Annotated in this window: 19 protein-coding genes and 1 pseudogene; 10 read left to right on the top strand and 10 right to left on the bottom strand. The window is 71.9% G+C overall.

The features are described 5' to 3' along the window. The first annotated feature begins 50 nt into the window (after window positions 1-50). Window positions 51-1,805: an NAD+ synthase gene (locus EAO72_RS13930; RefSeq protein ID WP_148017609.1), complete on the top strand. Its 1,755-nt coding sequence runs from the start codon at window positions 51-53 to the stop codon at window positions 1,803-1,805. Window positions 1,806-2,028: 223 nt separating this feature from the next. On the opposite strand, the gene EAO72_RS13925 is transcribed toward EAO72_RS13930, so the two are convergent. From EAO72_RS13925 to EAO72_RS13910, 4 genes are all read right to left on the bottom strand, one after another. Beyond that, window positions 2,029-3,270: an MFS transporter gene (locus EAO72_RS13925; protein WP_148017608.1), complete on the bottom strand. Its 1,242-nt coding sequence runs from the start codon at window positions 3,268-3,270 to the stop codon at window positions 2,029-2,031. Window positions 3,271-3,498: 228 nt separating this feature from the next. Further along, on the bottom strand, window positions 3,499-4,521 hold the full coding sequence (locus EAO72_RS13920) for an endonuclease/exonuclease/phosphatase family protein (RefSeq protein WP_148017607.1): 1,023 nt from the start codon (window positions 4,519-4,521) through the stop codon (window positions 3,499-3,501). A 204-nt stretch (window positions 4,522-4,725) separates the two neighbouring features. Next, window positions 4,726-5,445 carry a TetR/AcrR family transcriptional regulator gene (locus tag EAO72_RS13915; protein WP_148017606.1) on the bottom strand — a complete coding sequence of 240 codons (720 nt, stop codon included), beginning with the start codon at window positions 5,443-5,445 and terminating at the stop codon, window positions 4,726-4,728. Window positions 5,446-5,621: 176 nt separating this feature from the next. Continuing rightward, window positions 5,622-7,220 carry an MFS transporter gene (locus EAO72_RS13910; protein WP_148017605.1) on the bottom strand — a complete coding sequence of 533 codons (1,599 nt, stop codon included), beginning with the start codon at window positions 7,218-7,220 and terminating at the stop codon, window positions 5,622-5,624. 185 nt (window positions 7,221-7,405) lie between these two features. On the opposite strand from EAO72_RS13910, the gene panB reads away from it, so the two are divergent. The 3 genes from panB (at window position 7,406) to EAO72_RS13895 (ending at window position 10,301) form a co-directional block, all read left to right on the top strand. Next, window positions 7,406-8,293 (top strand): 3-methyl-2-oxobutanoate hydroxymethyltransferase, encoded by an 888-nt coding sequence (gene panB / locus EAO72_RS13905; RefSeq protein ID WP_148017604.1) that lies wholly within the window; start codon window positions 7,406-7,408, stop codon window positions 8,291-8,293. A gap of 134 nt (window positions 8,294-8,427) precedes the next feature. After that, complete coding sequence (locus tag EAO72_RS13900; protein ID WP_148017822.1) at window positions 8,428-9,447, top strand: ATP-binding cassette domain-containing protein; 1,020 nt, start codon at window positions 8,428-8,430, stop codon at window positions 9,445-9,447. Next, a complete protein-coding gene (locus EAO72_RS13895; protein WP_148017603.1) occupies window positions 9,444-10,301 on the top strand; it encodes an ABC transporter permease in 858 nt (285 codons plus the stop codon). Before EAO72_RS13900 ends, EAO72_RS13895 begins: the two co-directional genes overlap by 4 nt. Before the next feature lie 16 nt (window positions 10,302-10,317). Here the strand turns inward: EAO72_RS13895 and EAO72_RS13890 are convergent. Beyond that, window positions 10,318-12,906: pseudogene (locus EAO72_RS13890) on the bottom strand (ATP-binding protein); the annotation flags it as partial. Here EAO72_RS13890 and EAO72_RS43025 point away from each other — a divergent pair. Beyond that, window positions 12,859-13,206, top strand: coding sequence for a BTAD domain-containing putative transcriptional regulator (locus EAO72_RS43025; RefSeq protein WP_261991475.1), 348 nt, complete (start codon window positions 12,859-12,861; stop codon window positions 13,204-13,206). The pseudogene EAO72_RS13890 and the gene EAO72_RS43025 sit on opposite strands and share 48 nt — an antisense overlap. After that, window positions 13,203-14,000, top strand: a complete 798-nt coding sequence (locus EAO72_RS13880) for a site-2 protease family protein (RefSeq protein ID WP_148017602.1) — start codon at window positions 13,203-13,205, stop codon at window positions 13,998-14,000. Before EAO72_RS43025 ends, EAO72_RS13880 begins: the two co-directional genes overlap by 4 nt. 13 nt (window positions 14,001-14,013) lie before the next feature. Here the strand turns inward: EAO72_RS13880 and EAO72_RS13875 are convergent, their stop codons facing one another. Next, window positions 14,014-14,196: a hypothetical protein gene (locus EAO72_RS13875; protein ID WP_148017601.1), complete on the bottom strand. Its 183-nt coding sequence runs from the start codon at window positions 14,194-14,196 to the stop codon at window positions 14,014-14,016. Between the two features lie 82 nt (window positions 14,197-14,278). Further along, complete coding sequence (gene npdG, locus EAO72_RS13870; RefSeq protein ID WP_148017600.1) at window positions 14,279-14,989, bottom strand: NADPH-dependent F420 reductase; 711 nt, start codon at window positions 14,987-14,989, stop codon at window positions 14,279-14,281. A 152-nt stretch (window positions 14,990-15,141) separates the two neighbouring features. On the opposite strand from npdG, the gene EAO72_RS13865 reads away from it, so the two are divergent. Next, on the top strand, window positions 15,142-15,744 hold the full coding sequence (locus EAO72_RS13865) for a hypothetical protein (protein WP_148017599.1): 603 nt from the start codon (window positions 15,142-15,144) through the stop codon (window positions 15,742-15,744). 122 nt (window positions 15,745-15,866) lie between these two features. Further along, window positions 15,867-17,177 (top strand): MFS transporter, encoded by a 1,311-nt coding sequence (locus EAO72_RS13860; protein WP_148017598.1) that lies wholly within the window; start codon window positions 15,867-15,869, stop codon window positions 17,175-17,177. A gap of 44 nt (window positions 17,178-17,221) precedes the next feature. On the opposite strand, the gene EAO72_RS13855 is transcribed toward EAO72_RS13860, so the two are convergent. Then, window positions 17,222-17,455, bottom strand: coding sequence for a hypothetical protein (locus EAO72_RS13855; protein WP_148017597.1), 234 nt, complete (start codon window positions 17,453-17,455; stop codon window positions 17,222-17,224). Window positions 17,456-17,513: 58 nt separating this feature from the next. Here EAO72_RS13855 and map point away from each other — a divergent pair, with 58 nt between their 5' ends. After that, window positions 17,514-18,371, top strand: a complete 858-nt coding sequence (map, locus tag EAO72_RS13850) for a type I methionyl aminopeptidase (protein ID WP_148017596.1) — start codon at window positions 17,514-17,516, stop codon at window positions 18,369-18,371. A 221-nt stretch (window positions 18,372-18,592) separates the two neighbouring features. Then, window positions 18,593-19,258 carry a biliverdin-producing heme oxygenase gene (locus EAO72_RS13845; protein ID WP_148017595.1) on the top strand — a complete coding sequence of 222 codons (666 nt, stop codon included), beginning with the start codon at window positions 18,593-18,595 and terminating at the stop codon, window positions 19,256-19,258. Window positions 19,259-19,444: 186 nt separating this feature from the next. On the opposite strand, the gene EAO72_RS13840 is transcribed toward EAO72_RS13845, so the two are convergent. After that, complete coding sequence (locus EAO72_RS13840; RefSeq protein ID WP_148017594.1) at window positions 19,445-20,125, bottom strand: PhzF family phenazine biosynthesis protein; 681 nt, start codon at window positions 20,123-20,125, stop codon at window positions 19,445-19,447. A gap of 70 nt (window positions 20,126-20,195) precedes the next feature. Continuing rightward, complete coding sequence (locus EAO72_RS13835; protein ID WP_148017593.1) at window positions 20,196-21,779, bottom strand: HtaA domain-containing protein; 1,584 nt, start codon at window positions 21,777-21,779, stop codon at window positions 20,196-20,198. Window positions 21,780-21,810: the final 31 nt, after the last annotated feature.

The raw sequence follows: 21,810 nt of genomic DNA, 5'->3' as shown, positions 1-21,810 counted from the left end.
CGCCCGGCCCGCCAGGACATCGCGTCAGTCAGACGATTACACTGGGCGGCGTGCCTCAACTACGCCTCGCACTGAATCAGATCGACTCGACCGTCGGCGACCTCGCCGGTAACACCGAGTCGATCCTCCACTGGACCCGGCACTCCGCCGAACAGGGCGCCCACCTGGTGGCGTTCCCCGAGATGGTGCTGACCGGATACCCCGTCGAGGACCTGGCCCTGCGGTCGTCCTTCGTCGAGGCGTCGCGGGAGGCGCTGCGCGCGCTCGCCGCGCGCCTGGACGCGGAGGGCTTCGGGGAACTCCCGGTCGTCGTCGGCTACCTCGACCGTTCCGAGTCCGCCGCGCCGCGCTACGGCCAGCCCGCCGGATCGCCGCGGAACGCCGCAGCGGTGCTGCACCGCGGACAGATCGCGCTGAACTTCGCCAAGCACCACCTGCCCAACTACGGCGTCTTCGACGAGTTCCGGTACTTCGTGCCGGGCGACTCGATGCCCGTCGTACGGGTGCACGGCGTCGACGTGGCGCTGGCGATCTGCGAGGACCTCTGGCAGGACGGCGGCCGGGTGCCGGCCGCGCGTGCCGCCGGGGCCGGGCTGCTGCTGTCGATCAACGCCTCGCCGTACGAGCGGGACAAGGACGACACCCGGCTGGAACTGGTCCGCAAGCGGGCCCAGGAGGCCGGCTGCACGACCGCGTACCTCGCGATGATCGGCGGCCAGGACGAGCTGGTCTTCGACGGGGACTCGATCGTCGTCGACAAGCAGGGCGAGGTCATCGCCCGTGCGCCGCAGTTCGCCGAGGGCAGTGTGATCCTGGACCTCGATCTGCCGGCCGCCTCGCCCGAGGCGCCGTCCGGCGTGGTGAACGACGGGCTGCGGATCGACCACGTGATCCTCTCCGAGAAGCCGCTGCCGGCGTACGAGGCGGAGCTGGCCGGAGGGTACGCGGAGCGGCTCGACGACGACGAGGAGCTGTACTCGGCGCTCGTGGTGGGCCTGCGGGCGTACGCGGCGAAGAACGGCTTCAGCAGTGTGCTGGTCGGGCTCTCCGGCGGGATCGACTCGGCGCTGGTCGCCGCGATCGCCTGCGACGCGCTGGGCGCGCAGCACGTGTACGGCATCTCGATGCCGTCGAAGTACTCCTCGGACCACTCCAAGGGCGACGCGGCCGAGCTGGCGCGGCGTACCGGACTGAACTTCCGGACCGTACCGATCGAGCCGATGTTCGACGCGTACATGGGCTCGCTCGGGCTCACCGGGCTCGCCGAGGAGAACCTGCAGTCGCGGCTGCGCGGCACGATGCTGATGGCCGTGTCCAACCAGGAGGGCCAAATCGTCCTGGCTCCGGGCAACAAGTCGGAGCTGGCGGTCGGTTACTCGACGCTGTACGGGGACTCCGTCGGCGCGTACGGGCCGATCAAGGACGTCTACAAGACGTCGGTCTTCCGGCTGGCGAAGTGGCGCAACCGGGCGGCGGAGGAGCGCGGGCAGACGCCGCCGATCCCCGAGGCCTCCATCACCAAGCCGCCGAGCGCGGAGCTGCGGCCGGGTCAGGTCGACACGGACTCGCTGCCCGACTACGACGTGCTGGACCGGATCCTGGAGATGTACGTCGACCGGGACCAGGGACTCGACGCGATCGTCGCGGCCGGGTTCGACGCCGAGCTCGTGGCGAAGACGCTGCGGATGGTGGACACGGCGGAGTACAAGCGGCGGCAGTACCCGCCGGGCACGAAGATCTCGCCCAAGGGCTTCGGCAAGGACCGGCGGCTGCCGATCACGAACCGCTGGCGCGAGTCCGGCTGACGCCGGGGGTACGGGTGTGCTGCGGGCCCGTCCGGCCCCTGGGGTGTCCTCAATCGCCGGACGGGCTTCGTTTTCGGCACCGCCCGCCCGGCCGGGGTCTTGTCCTCAATCGCCGGACGGGCTTGATTTCCGGCACCGCCCGCCCGGCCGAGGTCTCGTCCTCAATCGCCGGACGGGCTTGATTGTGGCGGGCAGTGTCTTGAACCGGCGGATCGTCGTGTCCTCAGTCGCCGGACCGGCCTGACGGTGCCGGGCGTGCGCCTGAGGTGGCCGGGCTCCGCTCGGTCACCGCCGCCGCCCGGGCCACCACCCGTGACGGGGTCCGGTCGCGGTCCAGTACACCGGCCGTGACCGCCACCGCGAGGCCCGCGACGGCCAGCACCGCGCCGACCAGGGCCGGGGAGGTCCAGCCCCAGCCCGCCGCGATGGCGACGCCGCCCAGCCAGGCGCCGCCCGCGTTGGCCAGGTTGAAGGCGGAGTGGTTGGAGGCGGATGCCAGGGTCGGGGCGTCCTTGGCCTTGTTCATGACGAGCATCTGCAACGGCGTGGTCGTCATGAAGCCGACCCCGCCCAGCAGCACGACCATCACCAGCGCGGCCCACTGCACGTGGGCGGCGAACGGGAAGACGACCAGGACGACGGCGAGCGCGCCCAGCGAGCCGTACAGCGTCGGGCGCAGCGCCCGGTCCGTGAGCGGGCCCGCGGCGAGTGCGCCCAGGGTCATGCCGATGCCGAAGAGCGCCAGCACCAGGGTCACCGAGGACTCGCCGAAGCCCATCGCCTCGGTCGTCATCGCCGAGAGGTAGGAGTACACGGCGAAGACCCCGGCGAAGCCGAAGACGGCGGTCAGGAGCCCGAGCAGGACCTGACGGTTGCCCAGGGCGCGCAGCTCGTGGCGTACGTTCTGGTGGGCCTCGACCGGGATCTGCGGGACGAGGCCGGCGAGCGCGGCCATCGCGCAGAGCCCGATCACCGCGACCACCAGGAACGTGGCCCGCCAGCCGAGGTGCTGGCCGAGCAGGGTGGCGGCCGGGACTCCGACGATGTTGGCGACGGTCAGGCCGAGGAACATGGTCGCCACGGCCCGTGCCTGGCGCCCGTCGGAGACCAGCCGGGCGGCGACGACCGCCCCGACGCCGAAAAAGGCTCCGTGCGGCAGCCCCGCCAGCACGCGTCCCGCGATCAGCCAGCCGAAGTCCGGAGCCAGCGCGGAGGCGAGGTTGCCGAAGGTGAACAGCGCCATCAGCAGCAGGAGCATCCGCTTGCGCGGGATGCGCGAGCCGACGGCGGTGAGCAGCGGGGCGCCGAGCACCACGCCGATCGCGTACGCCGACACGAGGTAGCCCGCGGTGGGGACGGAGGTGCCCAGATCGTCCGCGACGTTGGGCAGCAGGCCCATCATCACGAACTCCGTAGTACCGATGCCGAAGGCGCTCACCGCGAGTGCGAGCAGAGCCAGAGGCATGAGGAGAGACCTTTCCGAAGTGGGCCCCGTGCGCGCTCCGGCCGCGGGCCCGGTGGGCCTGCGGGGAGCGCGAGGGGCAGGAGGGAACGCGGCCGTGACGTGCGCCGGCGCGGGCCGGCCGGGGCCGGATCGCACGGTGACGGACCGGCTTCCTCGCCGGCGGCCTTGTTCCCGTTCGGAACAAATTCTCTCAGACGTTTGGTGCGCGGAGGTAAACGGACCGTTGCGTCACAGTTTGACGCGGGCGGCGATCGGAAGATGGTCGCTGTCCGTGGCCGGCAGCGTCCACGACGACATCGGTTCGACGCCCTTCACCATGATCTGGTCGATCCGGGCCATCGGGAAGGAAGCGGGCCAGCTGAAGCCGAAGCCGTCACCTGCCGCGCCCTGGGTGGAGCGCATCTGCGAGGTGACCGCGTTGAGCGAGCGGTCGTTCATGGTCCCGTTGAGGTCGCCGAGCAGCGCGATCCGTTCCAGCGGTTCGTGGGAGATGGCCTTGCCGAGGGCGTCCGCGCTCTGGTCCCGCTGGCTGGCGGTGAATCCGGCGTGCAGCTTGACCCGTACCGAGGGCAGATGCGCGACGTAGACGGCGATCGGGCCCTGGGGCGTGGTGACGGTGGTGCGCATGGCGCGGACCCAGCCCATCTTGATGTCGACGGGGCGGGTGTCGCTGAGCGGGTACTTGCTCCACAGGCCGACGGTCCCCTGCACCGAGTGGTACGGGAAGCGGTCGGCGAGCGCCGACTCGTAGGCCGTGACCTTGCCGCTGGGGAGTTCCTGGAGGGCGACGACGTCGGCGCCCGAACCGGCGACCTGCTGGGCGGTGCCGGCGGGGTCGGGGTTGTCCGCGTTGACGTTGTGGGTGGCGACGGTGAGATCGCCACCGGTGCCCGACTTGTCGGTGAGCAGCCCTCCGAAGACGTTGAACCAGACCAGGACCGGCAACAGCAGGGCGATCAGCGCGGTCGCCGAGCGGCGCACCAGGCCCAGGATCAGCAGCAGCGGGACGAAGACGGCACACCACGGCAGGAACGTCTCGGTGAGGCTGCCCAGGTTGCCGATGGTGTTCGGGATCTGTGCGTGGAGGAGCATCACGAGGGCCAGCAGGACCGAGCAGCCGGCCAGGACGATCCCGCGCCGCCAGATGCCGGGGTCCCGGGTCAGTCTGTCGCGCAGGTCCCGGAAACGGGATCCGGTGCGCTGCGGTCCTGCGCCGCCGTTCCCGGTGTCCGCCCTGTACGCCTGCACCATTGCGCTGTCCTCACTGCCTTGCCGTACACATCGCCGCGCCCACGACCCTAGGGGATGCACGATGCCTTTCCGGCCGTCGGCGACGGCCGTACTGCCACGAGGACGACCCGGGCGGTGCGAAGGGTTCCGGCCACAGGGGGTCAGTGGTGGCTTGTGACAGAACGCTCACACTCGCCTCGGCCCGGGCGAGTCAGCCGGCCGGTCTCAGCGGTGACCTGCGTCTTCGCCCCGGCCGGAGGCCGCGGGACGCGGTCCGAGTCCCTGGATCAGCAGGCGGATGATGCGGTCGGCGAGGTCCTCGGGCAGCGGCGCGTCGGGCCGGTGGATGGTGCGTACGAGCATGGGGCCGAGGAACAGGTCGTCCATCAGCTCCACATCCGCGTCGCCCCGCAGCTCACCCGTCTCGACGGCCCGGGCGACGGCGGCGAGCATCGCGGCCCTGCGGGGCGCGATCACCGTGCGGTGGTACTCCGCCCACAGCTTGGGGTGGCTCTTCATCTGGGCGAAGACGTTGTGCAGCAGCACCGAGGAACGCTGGGCGAGTCCGCGGGTGCGCATGGACTCCAGCAGGACGCGCAGGTCACCGAGGCCCCCGGTGCCGGAGACCTCGGGTTCCGGTGGCTCGATCTCGCGCAGGACATCGACGAAGAGCTCCTCCTTGCCGGTCCAGCGCCGGTAGATGGTGGCCTTGCCGACCCCGGCGGTGCGGGCGATCCGCTCGATGGAGAGGCCGGCGAGCGGTTCGCCGGCCTCCAGGAGCTCGACGACGGCGTCCAGGATGGCCCGCTCGGCGGCGGCGCTGCGCGGGCGGCCGCGGCGTGGCTCCTGTTCGCCGACGGGATGCGGCGCCGGGCCGCCGTCGTGGGCCGGCCGGTCCGGTTCCCCGGAGACCCGGCCGTCCCGGTCCGATGCTTGCGCCTGCACGTGGAACCACCTTTCACCACCGCCGATTCTCGCCGACGCGGGAGGCGCCCGGCACCTCGGCGCCCGGCCGCGACCGCCGGGTCCCGCCGTGCCCGGCCGCGACCGCCGGGTCCCGCCGTGCCCGGCCGCGACCGCCGGGGCTCACCCCCGCGACCGTCAGGCCTCCACCGGGACCGTCAGGCCTCCACCGGGACCGTCCGCTCGTCCTGCGCGGCCGGCTGCCCGGCGGGCGGCCTGCCCGGCAGGAACAGGGCGACCACGATCGCGCCGATCAGGGCGACGCACGCCGAGCCGACGGCCGTGACGTGCATGGCGCCCATGAACGCGTCCTGCGCGGCAGCCACCAGCGGGGTGCCCGCCGGACCCATCTTCTCGGCGACACCGAGCGTCGCCTCGATGGACTCCCCCGCCACGTCCCTGGCCGCGGCCGGGACCGCGTCGAGGTGTCCCTCGATGTCGCCGCGGTAGACGGCGGAGAGCACCGATCCGAGCACGGCGATCCCGAGGGCGCCGCCGACCTGTCGGAACGTGTTGTTCACGGCCGAGCCCGATCCGGCCTTCTCCCGGGGCAGCGCCTGCATCACGGCGACGGTGACCGGTGGCATCACGTGCGCCATGCCCGTGCCCTGGACGAAGAAGACCACGCACATCACCCAGACCGGGGTCGTGGCATCGAACAGGGCGAACGCCGCCAGGCCACCGGCGACCAGCAGCATGCCCACCGTGCACACGGCACGGGCACCGAACCGGTCGACCACGAACCGGGCCCGCGGGGCGAAGACCATCTGCGCGACGGCCAGCGGCAGGATCAGCAGCCCGGACTGCAGGGCGCTCCAGCCGCGCACGCTCTGCATGTAGAAGGCGGAGAAGAACGTCACGCCCATCAGCGCGAAGAAGACCAGCGCGATGGCGGCGACGGCGGCGGAGAACGCCGGCTTCCTGAAGTACGAGATGTCGATCGCCGGGCTGCTGCTGCGCTTCTCGTGGAGGACGAACACGACCAGCACGGCCAGGCCCCCGGCGACGGGCAGCAGCACGGAGACGTCGGTGAAGTCGGCGAGCTCGCCGCCGCGGATGATCCCGTACACCAGCAGCACCAGGCCGATGATGGAGAGCACCACGCCGAGCGGGTCGAGACGGCCCGGCTTCGGGTCCCTGGAGTCCGGTACGAGCACGGCCATGGCGATCAGCGCGACGACCACGACGGGCACGTTGACGAGGAAGATCGAACCCCACCAGAAGTGTTCGAGGAGCAGGCCGCCGGTGATCGGGCCGATCGCGATGCCGAGACCCACGCTGCCGGCCCAGATGCCGATGGCCTTGGGCTGCTCGTCGCGCTCGAAGACGTTCATCAGGACGGCGAGCGTGGCCGGCATGACGAATGCGGCGCCGAAGCCCATCACGGCGCGCCAGGTGATGAGCTCGCCGGGCGATCCCGACATGGCGGCGAAGGCCGAACCCAGTCCGAAGACGACGATGCCGAAGAGCAGGATCTTCTTGCGTCCGAGGCGGTCGCCGAGCAGGCCGGCGGTGAAGAGCAGTCCGGCGAAGACGAGCGTGTAGGAGTTGATGGCCCACTCCAGCTCGCTCTGGGTGGCGCCCAGACCGGTGGGCGAGGGGGAGGCGATCGTCTTGACGGCGACGTTCAGGATCGAGTTGTCCAGCACCACGATGAGCAGGCTGAACATCAGGACGGCGAGGATCGCCCAGCGGCGGCGGTGGACCGCCTCGGGGACCTGGGGCACGGCGACGGGAGCGCCGGACGGTATGGACATGGGGAGAACATACCTTCATTTCGATACGAGACCGTCTCGTATTGGAAAGTCTTTACCGGCGCCGTGACACCGGGTGCCATCCCGTACGGCGGGCCCACTTCCCGTGAGCGGCTCCGGGATGCCACCATGGAAGCGATCCGGGGACGCCGTCAGGGCGCCTCGAGATGACGAAGGAGCCGTTGGCAATGTCGCTTCAGGCTGCGCACAACCAGTCCCCCACTTCCCCCGCGGGAGCCCCCTCCGACAGCAGCAAGGCGCTGTACGGAGGCAAGAGCAACCGCCGCGTCACCGTCCACGACATCGCCGCCGCCACCGCGCGCGGCGAGAAGTGGCCCATGCTCACCGCCTACGACGCGATGACCGCGTCCGTCTTCGACGAGGCCGGCATCCCGGTCATGCTCGTCGGCGACTCCATGGGCAACTGCCACCTCGGCTACGAGACCACCGTGCCCGTCACGATGGACGAGATCGCCATCCTGTCCGCCGCCGTCGTCCGGGGCACCAAGCGCGCCCTGGTCGTCGCCGACCTGCCTTTCGGGGCCTACCAGGAGAGCCCGGTCCAGGCCCTGCGCAACGCCACCCGGCTGATCAAGGAGTCCGGGGTCGGCGCGGTCAAGCTGGAGGGCGGCGAGCGCAGCCATGAGCAGATCAAGCTCCTGGTCGACGCCGGCATCCCGGTCATGGCCCACATCGGCCTGACCCCGCAGTCCGTCAACGCGATGGGTTACCGGGTGCAGGGCCGCGGCGAGGAGGCCGCCCAGCAGATGCTGCGCGACGCGAAGGCCGTGCAGGACGCGGGCGCGTTCGCCGTCGTCCTGGAACTCGTCCCGGCCGAACTGGCCGCCGAGGTCACCCGCACCCTGCACATCCCGACCGTGGGCATCGGCGCCGGTCCGGACACCGACGCGCAGGTGCTGGTCTACACCGACATGGTCGGCCTGACCGGCGGCAAGGTGCCGCGCTTCACCAAGCAGTACGCCGACCTGCGCCAGGTCCTCGGCGACGCCGCGAAGGCGTTCGCGGACGAGGTCGTCGGCGGCACCTTCCCGGCGCCGGAGCACACCTTCCACTAGGCAGAACGCCGGCACAGCGCCGGCGACCGAACGACCACTGCCGCACCACCGACAGCCCGCCGACTTCCCCCATCGGCGGGCTGTCGTCGTGCTGTAGGCGGACTGTCGGTGCGTTGTCGGTGGCGGCTGGTCTGATGATGGACATGACGCGAATCGACAAGAACCCCAGGAACGGCAAGAACGCCGTCGAGGTACGGGGGCTGGTCAAGCACTACGGCTCGACCAAGGCTCTGGACGGCGTGGACCTGGATGTGCGCGAGGGCACCGTCCTCGGCGTGCTCGGCCCCAACGGCGCCGGCAAGACGACCCTCGTACGGGTCCTGTCCACCCTGATCCAGCCCGACGCCGGACACGCGGTCGTGGCCGGTTACGACGTGGTGAAGCAGCCCCGCGCGCTCCGCCGCACCATCGGTCTGACCGGGCAGTACGCCTCGGTCGACGAGAAGCTCTCCGGCTGGGAGAACCTCTACATGATCGGGCGGCTGCTGGACCTGCCGCGCAAGAAGGCCCGCTCGCGCGCCGACGAGCTGCTGGAGCGCTTCTCGCTCACGGACGCGGCGAAGAAGGCCGCGATGGAGTACTCCGGCGGTATGCGCCGCCGGCTGGACCTCGCCGCCTCCATGATCGGCAGCCCGGCCGTCCTCTACCTGGACGAGCCGACGACGGGGCTCGACCCCCGTACCCGTAACGAGGTCTGGGACGAGGTGCAGCGGATGGTCGCGGAGGGGGCGACCGTGCTGCTCACCACCCAGTACATGGAAGAGGCCGAACAGCTGGCCAACGAGCTCACCGTCATCGACAAGGGCAGGATCATCGCCCGCGGCGGTGTCGACGAGCTGAAGGCGAAGGTCGGCGGCCGCACCCTGCAGATCCGGCCCTCGGACCCGGCTCAGCTGGCCGCGATGGGGCAGGCCATCAGGGAGGCCGGTCTCGACGGTGTGGCGGGCGCCCAGGCGGTCCCGGACGAGGGACTGCTGTACGTACCGATCCTCAGCGACGAGCAGCTCACCGCCGTCATCGGCCTGCTCGGCACCCGGGGCTTCTCGCTGGCGCACGTCGCCACCGCGCTGCCCAGCCTGGACGAGGTGTTCCTCGCCATCACCGGCGACAAGGCCACCGTCACCGACACGACTCCCCAGGAGGTCGCGGCATGAGCACGACGACTCTGACGCCCACCCCCACCGACGCGGCCCCGGCCGCCCCGGCCGCGAAGCTCCACGACGAGGGCCGGATCGGGCTGCGGAACAACCTGCGCCACATCGGTGCGCTGGTGCGGCGCAATCTGCTCCAGATCAAGAAGGATCCGGAGTCGATGTTCGACGCGCTCCTGATGCCGGTGATCTTCGTCCTGCTGTTCGTGTACGTCTTCGGCGGATCCGTCGGCGGCAGCATGGGCGGCGGCCGGCAGGAGTACCTGAACTACCTGATCCCCGGCCTGATGGCGATGATGGGCATGAACATCGCCATGGCCGTCGGCTCCGGTGTCAACGACGACTTCCGCAAGGGCGTCATGGACCGGTTCCGTACGATGCCGATCGCCCGCTCCTCGGTGCTCATCGCCAAGATCGTGGTCGAGCTCGCCCGCATGATGGTCGCCACGCTGATCCTGCTGGGCATGGGCTTCGCGCTCGGTATGGAGCTCCACGGATCGGTGCTCGGGCTGATCGGGGCGATCGGGCTGGCTGCCGCGTTCGGCGCCGCCATCATGTGGATCTTCATCCTGCTCGGACTGTCCATGAAGACGGCCCAGGCCGTGCAGGGAATGGGGATGATCGTGATGATGCCGCTCCAGTTCGGCTCGTCCATCTTCGCGCCGCCCACGACGATGCCGGGCTGGCTCCAGACGTTCACCGACTACAACCCGCTGTCCAACCTGGCCGACGCCGCACGCGCCCTGATGATGGGCACCCCGGTCGGCGACTCGGTCTGGCTGACGCTCGGCTGGACCGTGGTCATCACGGCGGCCATGGCACCGCTCGCGGTGTCCAAGTTCCGCAAGAAGTCCTGACGGGCCCTCCCACCCGTCAGTGCCGGTACGCGTCCACGAGGGCGGCGGCCTCCTCCAGACGGAGGCCGCCGCCCTCGGCGTACGCGGCCTCGTAGGCGGCGTCCCCGAGTGCGGCACGGACCAGTTCCTCGGCACGGTCGAAGTTGTCCCGCTCCATCGACGTCAGGAAGTGCCCCCGTGGCAGCAGCTCCCGGCCGGCGGCCAGCAGCCGGGCACCGAGCTCCGCGGCGCGCTCCGTGCCGAGCCCGCCCAGCGCCCAGGCCAGGGTGACCAGATGGATCACGGCCATCTGCGGCGCCACCATCTGCGTCAGCGGATCACCCAGGCGCAACAGGGCCTGCCGGCCGCGGTCCAGGGCGTCCGCGTAGTTCCCGTCCTGGTTGTCCAGCCAGGCCAGGCCGCCCAGGACGAAGCCCTCGAAGATCGCCATGGTCTGCGACCTGAACTCTTCGAGCAGTTCGAAGAACTGCTCACGCGCCTCGGCGGTCCGGCCGCAGCGGCCCAGCCACAGCGCCAGGAAGAGCCGGGCCGCCGGCCGCGCCTCGTGCCCCGCGTGCCGCTCGTCCGCGATCACCTGGCGCAGGATCGCCTCGCCCTCCGCCCCGCGGCCGAGCTCGGTGAGCGCCGAGGCGTACCGGGTGCGCAGCACCGACACCTGGGCCAGGGCGCCGAGCTTCTCCGCGCAGCCGATCGCGGCCTGGTAGTCCTCGGCCGCCTGGCGGTAGTCGCCCGTCTTCTCCTTCGCCTCGCCGCGCGAGGACAGCGCCTCGGCCATGCCCCAGTCGTCCCCGAGACGGCTGAAGATCTCCAGGCTCTCGGCGGCGTCGAGATGGGCGGCGCCCGCCCAGTCGGGTCGGTTGGCCAGCACGTTGGCGCGCATCTGAAGCGCCGCGGCGAGCTCCCACTCGAAGGCGAACTCCCGTGCGGCGCGGACCGTTTCGTCCAGCAGGTGCCGCAGGTCCGCGACGCCACCGGTCAGCATGACGGCGAAGAACCAGAGCGACGCGGGGCTCCGGCAGGTCTGCGGCTGACCGGCCCGGTAGACGGAGGCGATGCCCCGGAGCCGCACCATGCTGGCCTCGTTCGTCCACTCGTCCATCGCGTGGTCCATGCTGACCAGCTGGATCAGCCCCACCTGGCGCCGCGCCTCCTGGAGCAGTTCGGGCCCCATGGGCGGCGGCGCGTCGGTGCAGCGTTCGTGGATCGAGGGCGCGGGCTCCACGGGCGCGGCGAAGGGATCGGGGCCGAGGGCCGCCGCGGCGTCGGCCCAGTGCAGGGCGTCGCTGCGCAGATTGCGGATCTGCCAGTACCAGGAGAGCGCGATCACCAGGCACAGGGACTCCTGCTCGTCGCGCGCCGCGACGGCGTGCCGCAGCGCGGTGCGCAGGTTCTCGTACTCGCGCTGGAAGAGCTCGATCGCGGCGCGCTGTCCGGCGCCGCGGAGCAGGGGGTCGGTGGTACGGGCCAGCTCCCGGAAGTACACGAGGTGCTGGCGTTCGACGGCGTCCCGCTCCCCCGCCTCGTCGAGCCGCTGCGCCGCGTACTCGCCGACGGTCTCCAGGAGGCGGTAGCGCATCTGGCCGTCCGCCGCGGGAGCGGCGACGACCAGGGACTTGTCGACGAGGGAGCCGAGCAGCCCGGCGACCTCGCGCGCCTGGCGCGGCCCGTCCGCGCAGACCGCCTCGGCCGCTTCGAGGGTGCAGCCGCCGGCGAACACGGACAGCCGGCGCAGGGCGGTGCGTTCGTCCTCGGCGAGGAGGTCCCAGGACCAGTCGACGACGGCCCGCAGGGTCTGCTGGCGCGGGAGCACGGTCCGGCTGCCGCTCGTCAGCAGCCGGAACCGGTCGTCGAGCCGGTCGGCGATCTGCTGCGGGGTGAGCATCCGCAGCCGGGCAGCGGCGAGTTCGATGGCGAGCGGCAGACCGTCGAGGCGGCGGCAGATCTCGGCAGTGGCCGCCGCGGTCGCCGCGTCGGCGTCGACCCGGAAGCCGGGCAGTACGGCGGCGCCGCGCTCGGCCAGCAGGCGCAGGGCCGTCGGGTCGGGCAGCGGCTCCACGGGCCGGACGAACTCGCCGGGTACGCCGAGGGGTTCACGGCTGGTGGCGAGGACGGTGAGCTGTGGGCAGCGGGCCAGCAGATGGTCGGCGAGGGACGCGGCGGCCTCGATCACGTGCTCGCAGTTGTCCAGGAGCAGCAGCATGCGGCGCCGGGAGCAGTGCTCGGTGAGCCGGGAAAGCGGCTCGCCCGCGCCCCGTTCGGCGGCCCGGAGTTCTTCGGCGCCCGCGCCGCGGAGCACGGTCTCGCGGGCGCCGAGTGCACCGAGGACCGCTTCCGCCACCGCTTCGGGATCGTCGACGGGCGCGAGTTCGGCCAGCCAGACGCCGTCCGGCCAGGACGCGGGGTCGAAGGATTCCGCGGTCTCCTGGGAGAGCCGGGTCTTGCCCGCGCCGCCGGGTCCCAGGAGGGTGACCAGCCGGGCCCGGGAGAGGTCGCCGCGCAGGGCTTCGATGTCGCTCTCGCGTCCGACGAAGCTGGTGAGCCGGGCCCGGAGGTTGCCCTGGAGGACGACGGGCCCGGGGGCGGGGGGAGCCGGCGCGGGCCCTGGACGCCGGCGATCCGGGTCCGGCGGGCCGACGACGTACTGCCGGAGCTGGCCGCGCTCTGCGAGGAGCACCCCCTCGACGAACCGCTCCAGGCGCTGCGGCTGCGGGCCCTGCGTGACGCCGGGCGCACGGCCCAGGCGCTGGCCGCGTACGACGAGGTGCGCACGGTGCTCGCCGACCGGCTCGGCACGGACCCCCTTCATGGAACCACCCACCCGACGCGAGACGTTTTCCGCGTGTCGCCTGTACGGTCGGGGCTCGCCGCCCGCCCGCTCCCCGCAGCCACCAGGAGCCGCCGATGACCTCCGCAACAGCCCGCAGCGACCGGCGGATCAGCCCGGTCTTCCTCGGCATCGCCGCCGTGACGGCGGTGTCCGGCTGGGCGGTGTGGACGGATTTCGCCGAGCAGCCGGGCTTCGCCACGTTCCTGTTCGTCACGGCGGCCTGGGTCGTCTCGCTCTGTCTGCACGAGTACGCACACGCCCGGACGGCGCTGCACAGCGGCGACATCTCCATCGGGGCGAAGGGCTACCTGACGCTGAATCCCCTGAAGTACACGCACGCGCTGCTGAGCATCGTGCTGCCCGTGCTGTTCGTGATCATGGGCGGCATCGGGCTGCCCGGTGGCGCGGTCTTCATCGAGCGGGGCCGGATCCGGGGCCGTTGGCGGCACAGCCTGATCTCGGCGGCGGGCCCGCTGACGAACGTCCTGTTCGCGGTCGTGTGCACCGCGCCGTTCTGGCTGGACGCGCTGGACGGCGTCCCGGTCGCCTTCCGGTACGCGCTGGGTTTCCTGGCGCTGCTCCAGGTCACGGCCGCGATCCTGAACTCCGTACCGGTGCCGGGGCTGGACGGGTACGGGGTGATCGAGCCGTGGCTCTCCCACTCGGTGCGGCGTCAGGTGGAGCCGTTCGCGCCGTTCGGGCTGATCGCGGTCTTCGCTCTGCTGTGGGTCCCCGAGGTGAACGCGGCCTTCTTCGATGCGATCGACGCGATTCTGCGGTCGCTGGGTGTCAGTGAGTTCGAGACGTACTGCGGTCTCGACTCCTACCGGTTCTGGCAGACGCCGAACCCGGTCTGCGCGATGGCCGGGTAGCCACCCCGGAGTCCTACGCGCCCTGGGCGTTCACGACGCGCTGCCGGCGTACGTAGTACCAGGCCATGTTGGACGAGAGGCCGACCAGCAGCACCCAGACGATCCCGAGGAGCCAGCTGCCCTGCACGAAGGAGATCACGGCGGCTGCGACGGCGAGGACGCAGACGGCGAGGGCGTAGAGAGCGAGGCGGGGCATGGGGGTGGCTCCTGTCGGGGGATGGTGCGCGGTCCCGTCCAGTGTCCCCCATGCCCCCGGCCGCCGGGCGCGGGGCCGTGGCTCAGACGTCGGTGGTGCGCAGCCCGGCGTGTGCCTTGTAGCGGCGGTTGACCGAGATCAGGTTGGCGACGAGCGACTCAACCTGGTGGGCGTTGCGGAGCCGGCCCGCGAAGATGCCGCGCATCCCCGGGATCCGGCCGGCCAGCGCCTGGACGAGGTCGGTGTCGGCGCGGGCCTCGCCGAGCACCATCACGTCGGTGTCGATCTCCTCGATCGCCTCGTCCTGGAGCAGGACCGCCGAGAGGTGGTGGAAGGCGGCGGTGACGCGGGACTCCGGCAGCAGGGCGGCGGCCTGTTCGGCGGCGCTGCCCTCCTCGGGCTTCAGCGCGTAGGCGCCCTTCTTGTCGAAGCCGAGCGGGTTGACGCAGTCGATGACGAGCTTGCCGGCGAGCTCCTCGCGCAGGGACTCCAGGGTCTTGGCGTGCCCGTCCCACGGCACGGCGACGATCACGACGTCGCTGTCGCGCGCGCAGGCGGCGTTGTCCGCGCCGCGCACGCCGTGTCCCAGCTCGTCGGCGGCGGCCCGGGCGCGGTCCGCCGCACGGGAGCCGATGATCACGGACTGCCCGGCGCGGGCGAACCGGTAGGCGAGTCCGCGGCCCTGCGGGCCGGTGCCGCCGAGGACGCCGATGGTCAGGCCGGACACGTCGGGGAGGTCCCAGGGGTCCTTGGCGGGGGGCTTGGGCGCGCTGCCGCTGTCATTCGTAGTCATGGCCCCGACACTACTGCCAGGTACGGGCGCGGGACGGTGCGTCCTCGGCCAGTGGGACTGCCTTGTGCCCGCCCTGCGCACGGGACTCGTACGGGTGGCTCCGCCGCCGTTCGCCGGTCCGGGGACCCGGAGGTGGTGCATGATGCCGGGCCATGGATGCCGTACGTGTGGCGCTGCTGCGTGAGGTGTTGGCGAAGACCCAGTGGCCGGCGGCGACCCGGCGGTTCGCCGGGACGCTCCGCTCGTCCGTCGTGCCGCACGGCGGCGGGCTGCTGCTGGTGGGGACCGAGGTGTACGAGCCGTGGCACCTGGCGGCCCATCTGGTCGACGAGTCCACCTGGTCCGGGCTGCCCGAGCTGACGCCCACGCTGGTACGCCACCGGGTGGAGCCGGGCGGCCCGGCCCATCTGTCCGTGGGGCTCGGGCGGATCGAGGCGGCCGGGCGGGGCGAGACGCTGCTCGTGGTGGTGCCGGAGCGGCCGGGCGAGGGGCTGCTGGAGCGGGTGCACGATGCCCGCCGGGCCGGGGCGACGGTCCTGTCGCTGGACAACGGGGATCCGGAGGTGCGGGGGCTCGCCCACGAGGCGCTCTCCGTGACGGGCGGCGACGATGTGGACCTGGACACGGTCCAGCACCTGGTCAGCGCGGCGGCGGGGGAGAACGGCGCGCCCGCGCAGCGCGGCCGGCTGCGGTTCCGGGACCGGCTGTCCCGGCTGGCCGACCAGCTGACCGCGCCGCCGCCCGCGCGGTGGTGATCAGGAACACCCTTCGGCACCCGCCGCCCCGTCGCCGGTCCTCCGCCGGCTGCCCCCTGCTGCCCGTCCCTGCGTGAAATCTGTTTGCACCGGGCACGCACCGGGACGGACCATGTCTCCTCGTGACCTCTCGCACCTCCCTCGCCGCCAGGCTGGCCGCGCTGCTTCCCGATCTGTCCCCCTGGCGTTCCTCGGCGGACTTCCGGCTGCTGTGGGTGCAGGGCATCGTCACCTACTTCGGCAGCTTCATGGCCCTGATCGCGCTGCCGCTCCAGATCAAGGACCTCACCGGGTCCCCGCTCGCGGTCGGCGCGATGGGCGCGGTCGAGCTGGTGCCGCTGGTCGTGTTCGGGCTCTACGGCGGTGCGCTGGCCGACGCGGCCGACCGCCGCAAGGTCATCCTGGCCACCGAGGCGGGGCTGGGGCTGCTCGCGCTGGTCCTGCTGGTGAACGCGGCCCTGCCCGATCCGATGCTGTGGCCGCTGTACGTGGTGGCGGGCGGGGTCTCCGCGCTGGCCGGGCTCCAGCGGCCCGCGCTGGACTCGCTGATGGCCCGCATCGTGCCGCACGACCAGCTGGGCGCCGCCGCCGCGCTGAACTCGCTGCGCTGGCAGGCCGGCGCGATCATGGGGCCGGCGCTGGCGGGCCTGGTGGTGGCCTACGCCGGGCACGCGACGGCGTACGCGGTCACCGTGGTCACGTTCGCCGTCTCCGTCGTGCTGTGCCGCAGGCTGGCGCCCGCGCCGCCCGCGGAGCAGGGGACGAAGCCGTCGCTGCGCGGCATCGTGGAGGGGGCGCGCTACGCGTGGAGCCGGCCGGTCCTGCTCGGAACGTACGCGATCGACATGGCGGCGATGTTCTTCGCCTTCCCGAACACGATCTTCCCGTTCCTCGCCGACGAGCTGGACGCCGAGTGGTCACTGGGGCTGATGTACGCGGCGGGCTCGGTCGGCTCCCTCGTCCTGGGCCTGACCAGCGGCTGGACCTCACGGATACGCCGGCACGGACTGTTCGTGGTGTGCGGTGCGGCCGTCTGGGGGCTGGCCATCGCGGCAGCGGGCTGGTTCGGCGACGTATGGCTGGTGCTGGCCTGCCTGACGGTCGCCGGCGCGGGCGACATGCTCAGCGGCCTCGGCCGTTCGACCATCTGGAACCAGACGATCCCGGAGGAGCTGCGGGGCCGGCTCGCGGGCATCGAGGTGCTCTCGTACAGCGTCGGCCCGCAGCTGGGCCAGGTCCGGGCCGGCGGCATGGCCGGGTGGACGGGCACCAGGACGGCGGTCTGGTCCGGGGGCGTCGCCTGTGTGGCCTCGGTGGCGCTGCTGGCAGCGGTCCTGCCGAAGCTGCTCACGTACGACTCGGAGACGGACGAGGACGCGCTGCGCAGGCGGGCGCGGAGCGAGGAGGCCCTGCGGGCGGCGCCGACGGGCTGAGCCCGGGGCGGAGGCCCCGCGCCCCGCCCCGGCCGGTCGTGCCCTCAGCCGCCCGCGTTCTCGTCCGGATCCGGCCGGTCGTGCCACTTGGGGTCGGTCTCCCACTCCAGGTTCCGCTCCTGCGCGGTCTCCATGGCGTGCTGCGCCTCCTGGCGGGAGGTGTACGGGCCGAAGCGGTCCTTGGCCGGGCACTCGGGGCCCTCCTCGACCTTTTTGTGCTCCAGGCAGTAGAACCACTCGCCCGGCTTGCCGACCGTGCGCTTCTTGAACAGGGCCATCTCCGGCTCCTTTCCTCGGTGCCATCGTGCCCCAGACACGCTGGTTAGACTCGCTGGCATGTCTGGCCAGTCGCTGCTTGTACCAGGGGAGCTCACTCCCGTCCGTTCCGTGCCCGGAAACATCCGGCGCCCCGAGTATGTGGGCAAGCCCGCCCCGACGCCGTACAGCGGCCCGGAGGTCCAGGACGCCGACACCGTCGAGCGCATGCGCGTCGCGGGACGCATCGCCGCCCAGGCGATGGGCGAGGCCGCGAAGCACATCGCGCCGGGCGTCACGACGGATGAACTCGACCGGGTCGCCCATGAGTTCATGTGCGACCACGGCGCGTACCCGTCGACGCTGGGGTACCGGGGCTTCCCCAAGTCGCTCTGCACCTCGCTCAACGAGGTGATCTGCCACGGCATCCCGGACTCCACGGTGCTGCGCGACGGCGACATCGTGAACCTCGACGTGACGGCGTACATCAACGGGGTGCACGGCGACAACAACGCCACCTACCTCTGCGGTGACGTGGACGAGGAGTCGCGGCTGCTCGTGGAGCGCACCGAGGAGTCGCTGAGGCGGGCGATCAAGGCGGTGCGGCCGGGCCGCCAGGTCAATGTGATCGGCCGGGTCATCGAGTCGTACGCGAAGCGCTTCGGCTACGGGGTGGTGCGGGACTTCACGGGGCACGGGATCAACTCCTCGTTCCACTCCGGGCTGATCATTCCGCACTACGACAGCCCGCACGCCACCACCGTGATGCAGCCCGGGATGACGTTCACGATCGAGCCGATGCTGACGCTCGGGTCCCACGACTACGACATGTGGGACGACGGCTGGACCGTGGTCACGAAGGACCGCAAGCGCACCGCGCAGTTCGAGCACACGCTCGTGGTGACGGAGACGGGCGCCGAGATCCTCACGCTCCCGTAGCCCCGCCGGCCCCTCTTCGCCCGACGGCCGCCCCTCGTGGGCGGCCGTTCCCGTTTCCTCCTGTCGATACTTACCGACAGGTCGTCGGGAAACAGTTGACTTAGGTAAGCCTAAGTAGGAAGATCGACGCATCGGCAGGCGCCCGGGCGAACAGCCTCGGCCGGCCGATATTTCCGTCTCTTTCTGGACTTCCCGTCCCCCTCGGTCCCCGGAGGCCCGCCTTGGACGCAACCGTCACCGCCACGCCCTTCTCGACGCTGATCCGCACCGCGTCCCACGCGCAGCACACCGAGGCGGAGACCTCGACCTTCATGAGCGATCTGCTGGGCGGGCGCCTCGGGGTGGACGCGTACACGCGCTACACCGAGCAGCTGTGGTTCGTGTACCGGGCGCTGGAGGACGGGGCCCTCGCGCTGGCCGGCGACCCGGTCGCCGGACCGTTCATCCAGCCCGAGCTGATGCGCACCACCGAGCTGGAGCGCGATCTGGCCCATCTGCGGGGTGCGGACTGGCGCGAGGGCCTGGAGCCGCTCCCGGCGACGGCCGCGTACGCCGCGCGCGTCGCCGAATGCGCCCGCACCTGGCCCGCCGGGTACATCGCCCATCACTACACGCGCTACCTGGGCGACCTGTCGGGCGGTCAGATCATCCGCGACAAGGCGGAGAGGACGTGGGGCTTCGCACGCAAGGGTGACGGTGTGCGGTTCTACGTCTTCGAGGAGATAGCCAACCCCGCCTCCTTCAAGCGGGATTACCGGGAGCTGCTGGACGCGGTGAACGCGGACGACCTGGAGAAGCAGCGGATCGTGGACGAGTGCAAGCACGCGTTCGCGCTGAACACCGCGGTGTTCCAGGAGCTTGGCGAGGTGTTCCCGCTCAGCGCGTAGCCCTCGGCGGGCGGCGGCGGGGTACCCGGGCTCGGGTGCCCCGCCGCTTTGTTCTGTCCTCAATCGCCGGACGGGCTTGATGGTGCCACTACGGGCTTGATGGTGCCGCTGACGGTTTGAACCGCGCCGCCGGTCTCGGTCGTGCCGCTGACGGTTTGAACCGCGCCGCCGGTCTCGGTCGTGCCGCTACAGGCCCGCTTGCGCCAGCACCACCCGGCCGCCGATCTCCACCGTGCCGTCCGGGGCCGGGGCCGTGAGGATCTGGGAGCCTCGGCCCTGCCTGATGTTCAGGGCGCGGCCCAGCCGGTCGCTCAGCAGCAGCGCCGCCGCCCCCGTCGCCTCGTCCTCCGCGATCCCATCGTCCCTGCGCGGGAACGCCCGCGCCCTCGCCCGGCCCGCGGCCTCGTCCTCCCACGCCCAGGCGTACAGCCAGCCCTCGCCGGGCGGCGGGGCGGGCAGCGCGTCGACCTCGGCGACCGAGGCGTACTGCTGAAGCGTGCGCGGCGGCGCCCACTCGGGACGGGCGGTGATCCAGCTGAACTCCCCGTCCTGGCGGGCGAAGACCGCACCCACCCCCAGCTCCAGGACCTCCAGGTCGAGCAGCCAGGCGGCGCCGACCACGGGGTGCCCGGCGAACGGCAGCCGGAGGCCGGGGGTGTAGATGTCCAGATGGCCCCGCTCGGGGTCGTCCACGAACACGGTCTCGCTGAAGCCGAGCTTCCGGGCGAGTTCCTGCCGGGACGCCTCGTCGGGGTGGTCGCGTCCGTCGCGTACGACCCCGAGCGCGTTGCCGTGCCGGCCGTCGGGGCCGCAGAACACGCGCAGTACATCGATACCGCTGCCGCCGGGTACGTCGTAGTCATTCACGTGCGCATTCAAGCACCGCCCGGGCACCCGCCCCGTGACAGGGCCGGTACCCGGGCGGTGCGCCGGTGGATCAGACGGTACGGCGACGGCGCGCCACGACGACCGCTCCCGCTCCGGCCGCCACGATGACGCCCGAGGCGGCGAACAGGGCGCCGGCCGGGAGGTCGGAGCCGGTGGAGGCCAGGGCGCCCGAGCCGCCGACCGTGCCGCCGCCGCCCACGGTGCCGCCGGTGGACGAGCCACCCGTGGTGGACGTACCGCCGGTGGACGTACCGCCCGTGGACGAACCGCCGGTGGACGGGAGTTCGGCGTCCTTGTCCAGGGCGACCGCGACCGTCAGCGCGTCGAGCTGCTCGCCCGCCTCGTACATCCCGCCGAAGGCCTTGGTGCCGTCGGCGGTGAGGGTGGCCGGTACGGCGGAGAGGGTCACCACGCCGTCCTTGGCGGTGAGTCCGCCCGCGGGCAGCGTGAGGTCGGCGACGGCCAGACCGCTGTGGACAGCAACCTTCTTCGTCTCACGGTCCTTGGTGGACACGTCGGCGAGGAGCCTGCCCTTGGTCCCGTCCACCTGGACCTTCAGGTTGGTCAGGGACAGGTCCAGGGTGTACGCGCCGTTCTCCTCGTGGCCCAGGAAACGGACCTTGCCGTCGAAGGCGGCGCTCAGGGTCCGCTTCCCGGCGTCGAACCGGCCGGTGGCGTCGGGGAAGCGGTAGCCGCTGCCCGTCGCGGTGGCACCGGCGGTCGTCTCGACCTTGCCGTGGGCGATGGGGCCCGTGACGTACGTACGGAAGGACGCCTTGACGCCCCAGTTCAGGGTGCCGTCGACGATCGCGCCCGGGTCGGCGGCCGGCTGGTCGGTGACCGTGGCGGTCGGGGAAGGCTTCGGCGTCGACTCCGTCGGTTGCGTCGTGGGCTTCTCGGTCGGCTTCTCGGTCGGCTTCTCCGTCGGCTTCTCCGTCGGCTTCTCCGTCGGCTTCTCGGTCGGCTTCTCCGTCGGCTCGGCGGGGTCCGTCGGCTTCTCGGTCGGGGTGGCGACCGCCTTCACCGTGAGCGTGGCCGGGTCGAGCACCTCCCCTTCCTTGTACTGGCCGTTGAAGGCCTCGGAGCCCGCCTTCGTCAGCTTGGCGGGGATGTCCTTGAAGACCATCGCCCCGCCCGCGCCCTGGCCCGGCCGGACGGCCGACAGGTCGAGGTCGGCGACCGCCACGTCGTTCGCGGTGCCGGCCGGGGTCGCCACGTCGGCGGTGATCGCGCCGCCCGTGCCGGCCGTGGAGAGCTTCACGTCCGAGAGCGTGATGTCCAGGACGCCGCCGTGCGCGGAGAAGTTGACGCCCCCCTCGAAGGCGGTGTCGGTGCCGTGCGTGGTCATGTCGTATGTGCCCTTGCCGTTGACAAAGGTGAACGCACCGTTGCCCGCGGCCTGGGTCGCGCCGTCCTTGACCGTGATCTTTCCGGCGGCGCCGATGTACCTGCGGAAGGACTCCTTGAAGCCCCAGTCCAGCGTGCCGTCCTTCAGTTCCATCGCGGGGGCGGCAGCGGTGGCGGCCGGTGCGGACCGTTCGGCCGCGAGCGCCGGGAGGGCGAAGGCGGCGCCGWGGGCGGCGGCCGTGGCGACGGCTGCRGCAAGGGCTATGGGGCGGCGGGTGGCTGCCATGGTCGGGGGTCTCCTCAGGGATGTACAGGAA

It is taken from the genome of Streptomyces sp. OR43 (assembly GCF_008042275.1).
Taxonomy (GTDB): Bacteria; Actinomycetota; Actinomycetes; order Streptomycetales; family Streptomycetaceae; genus Streptomyces.
The sequence above is the reverse complement of the archived record's forward strand: the minus strand, read 5'-3'. Positions and strand labels throughout refer to the sequence as shown.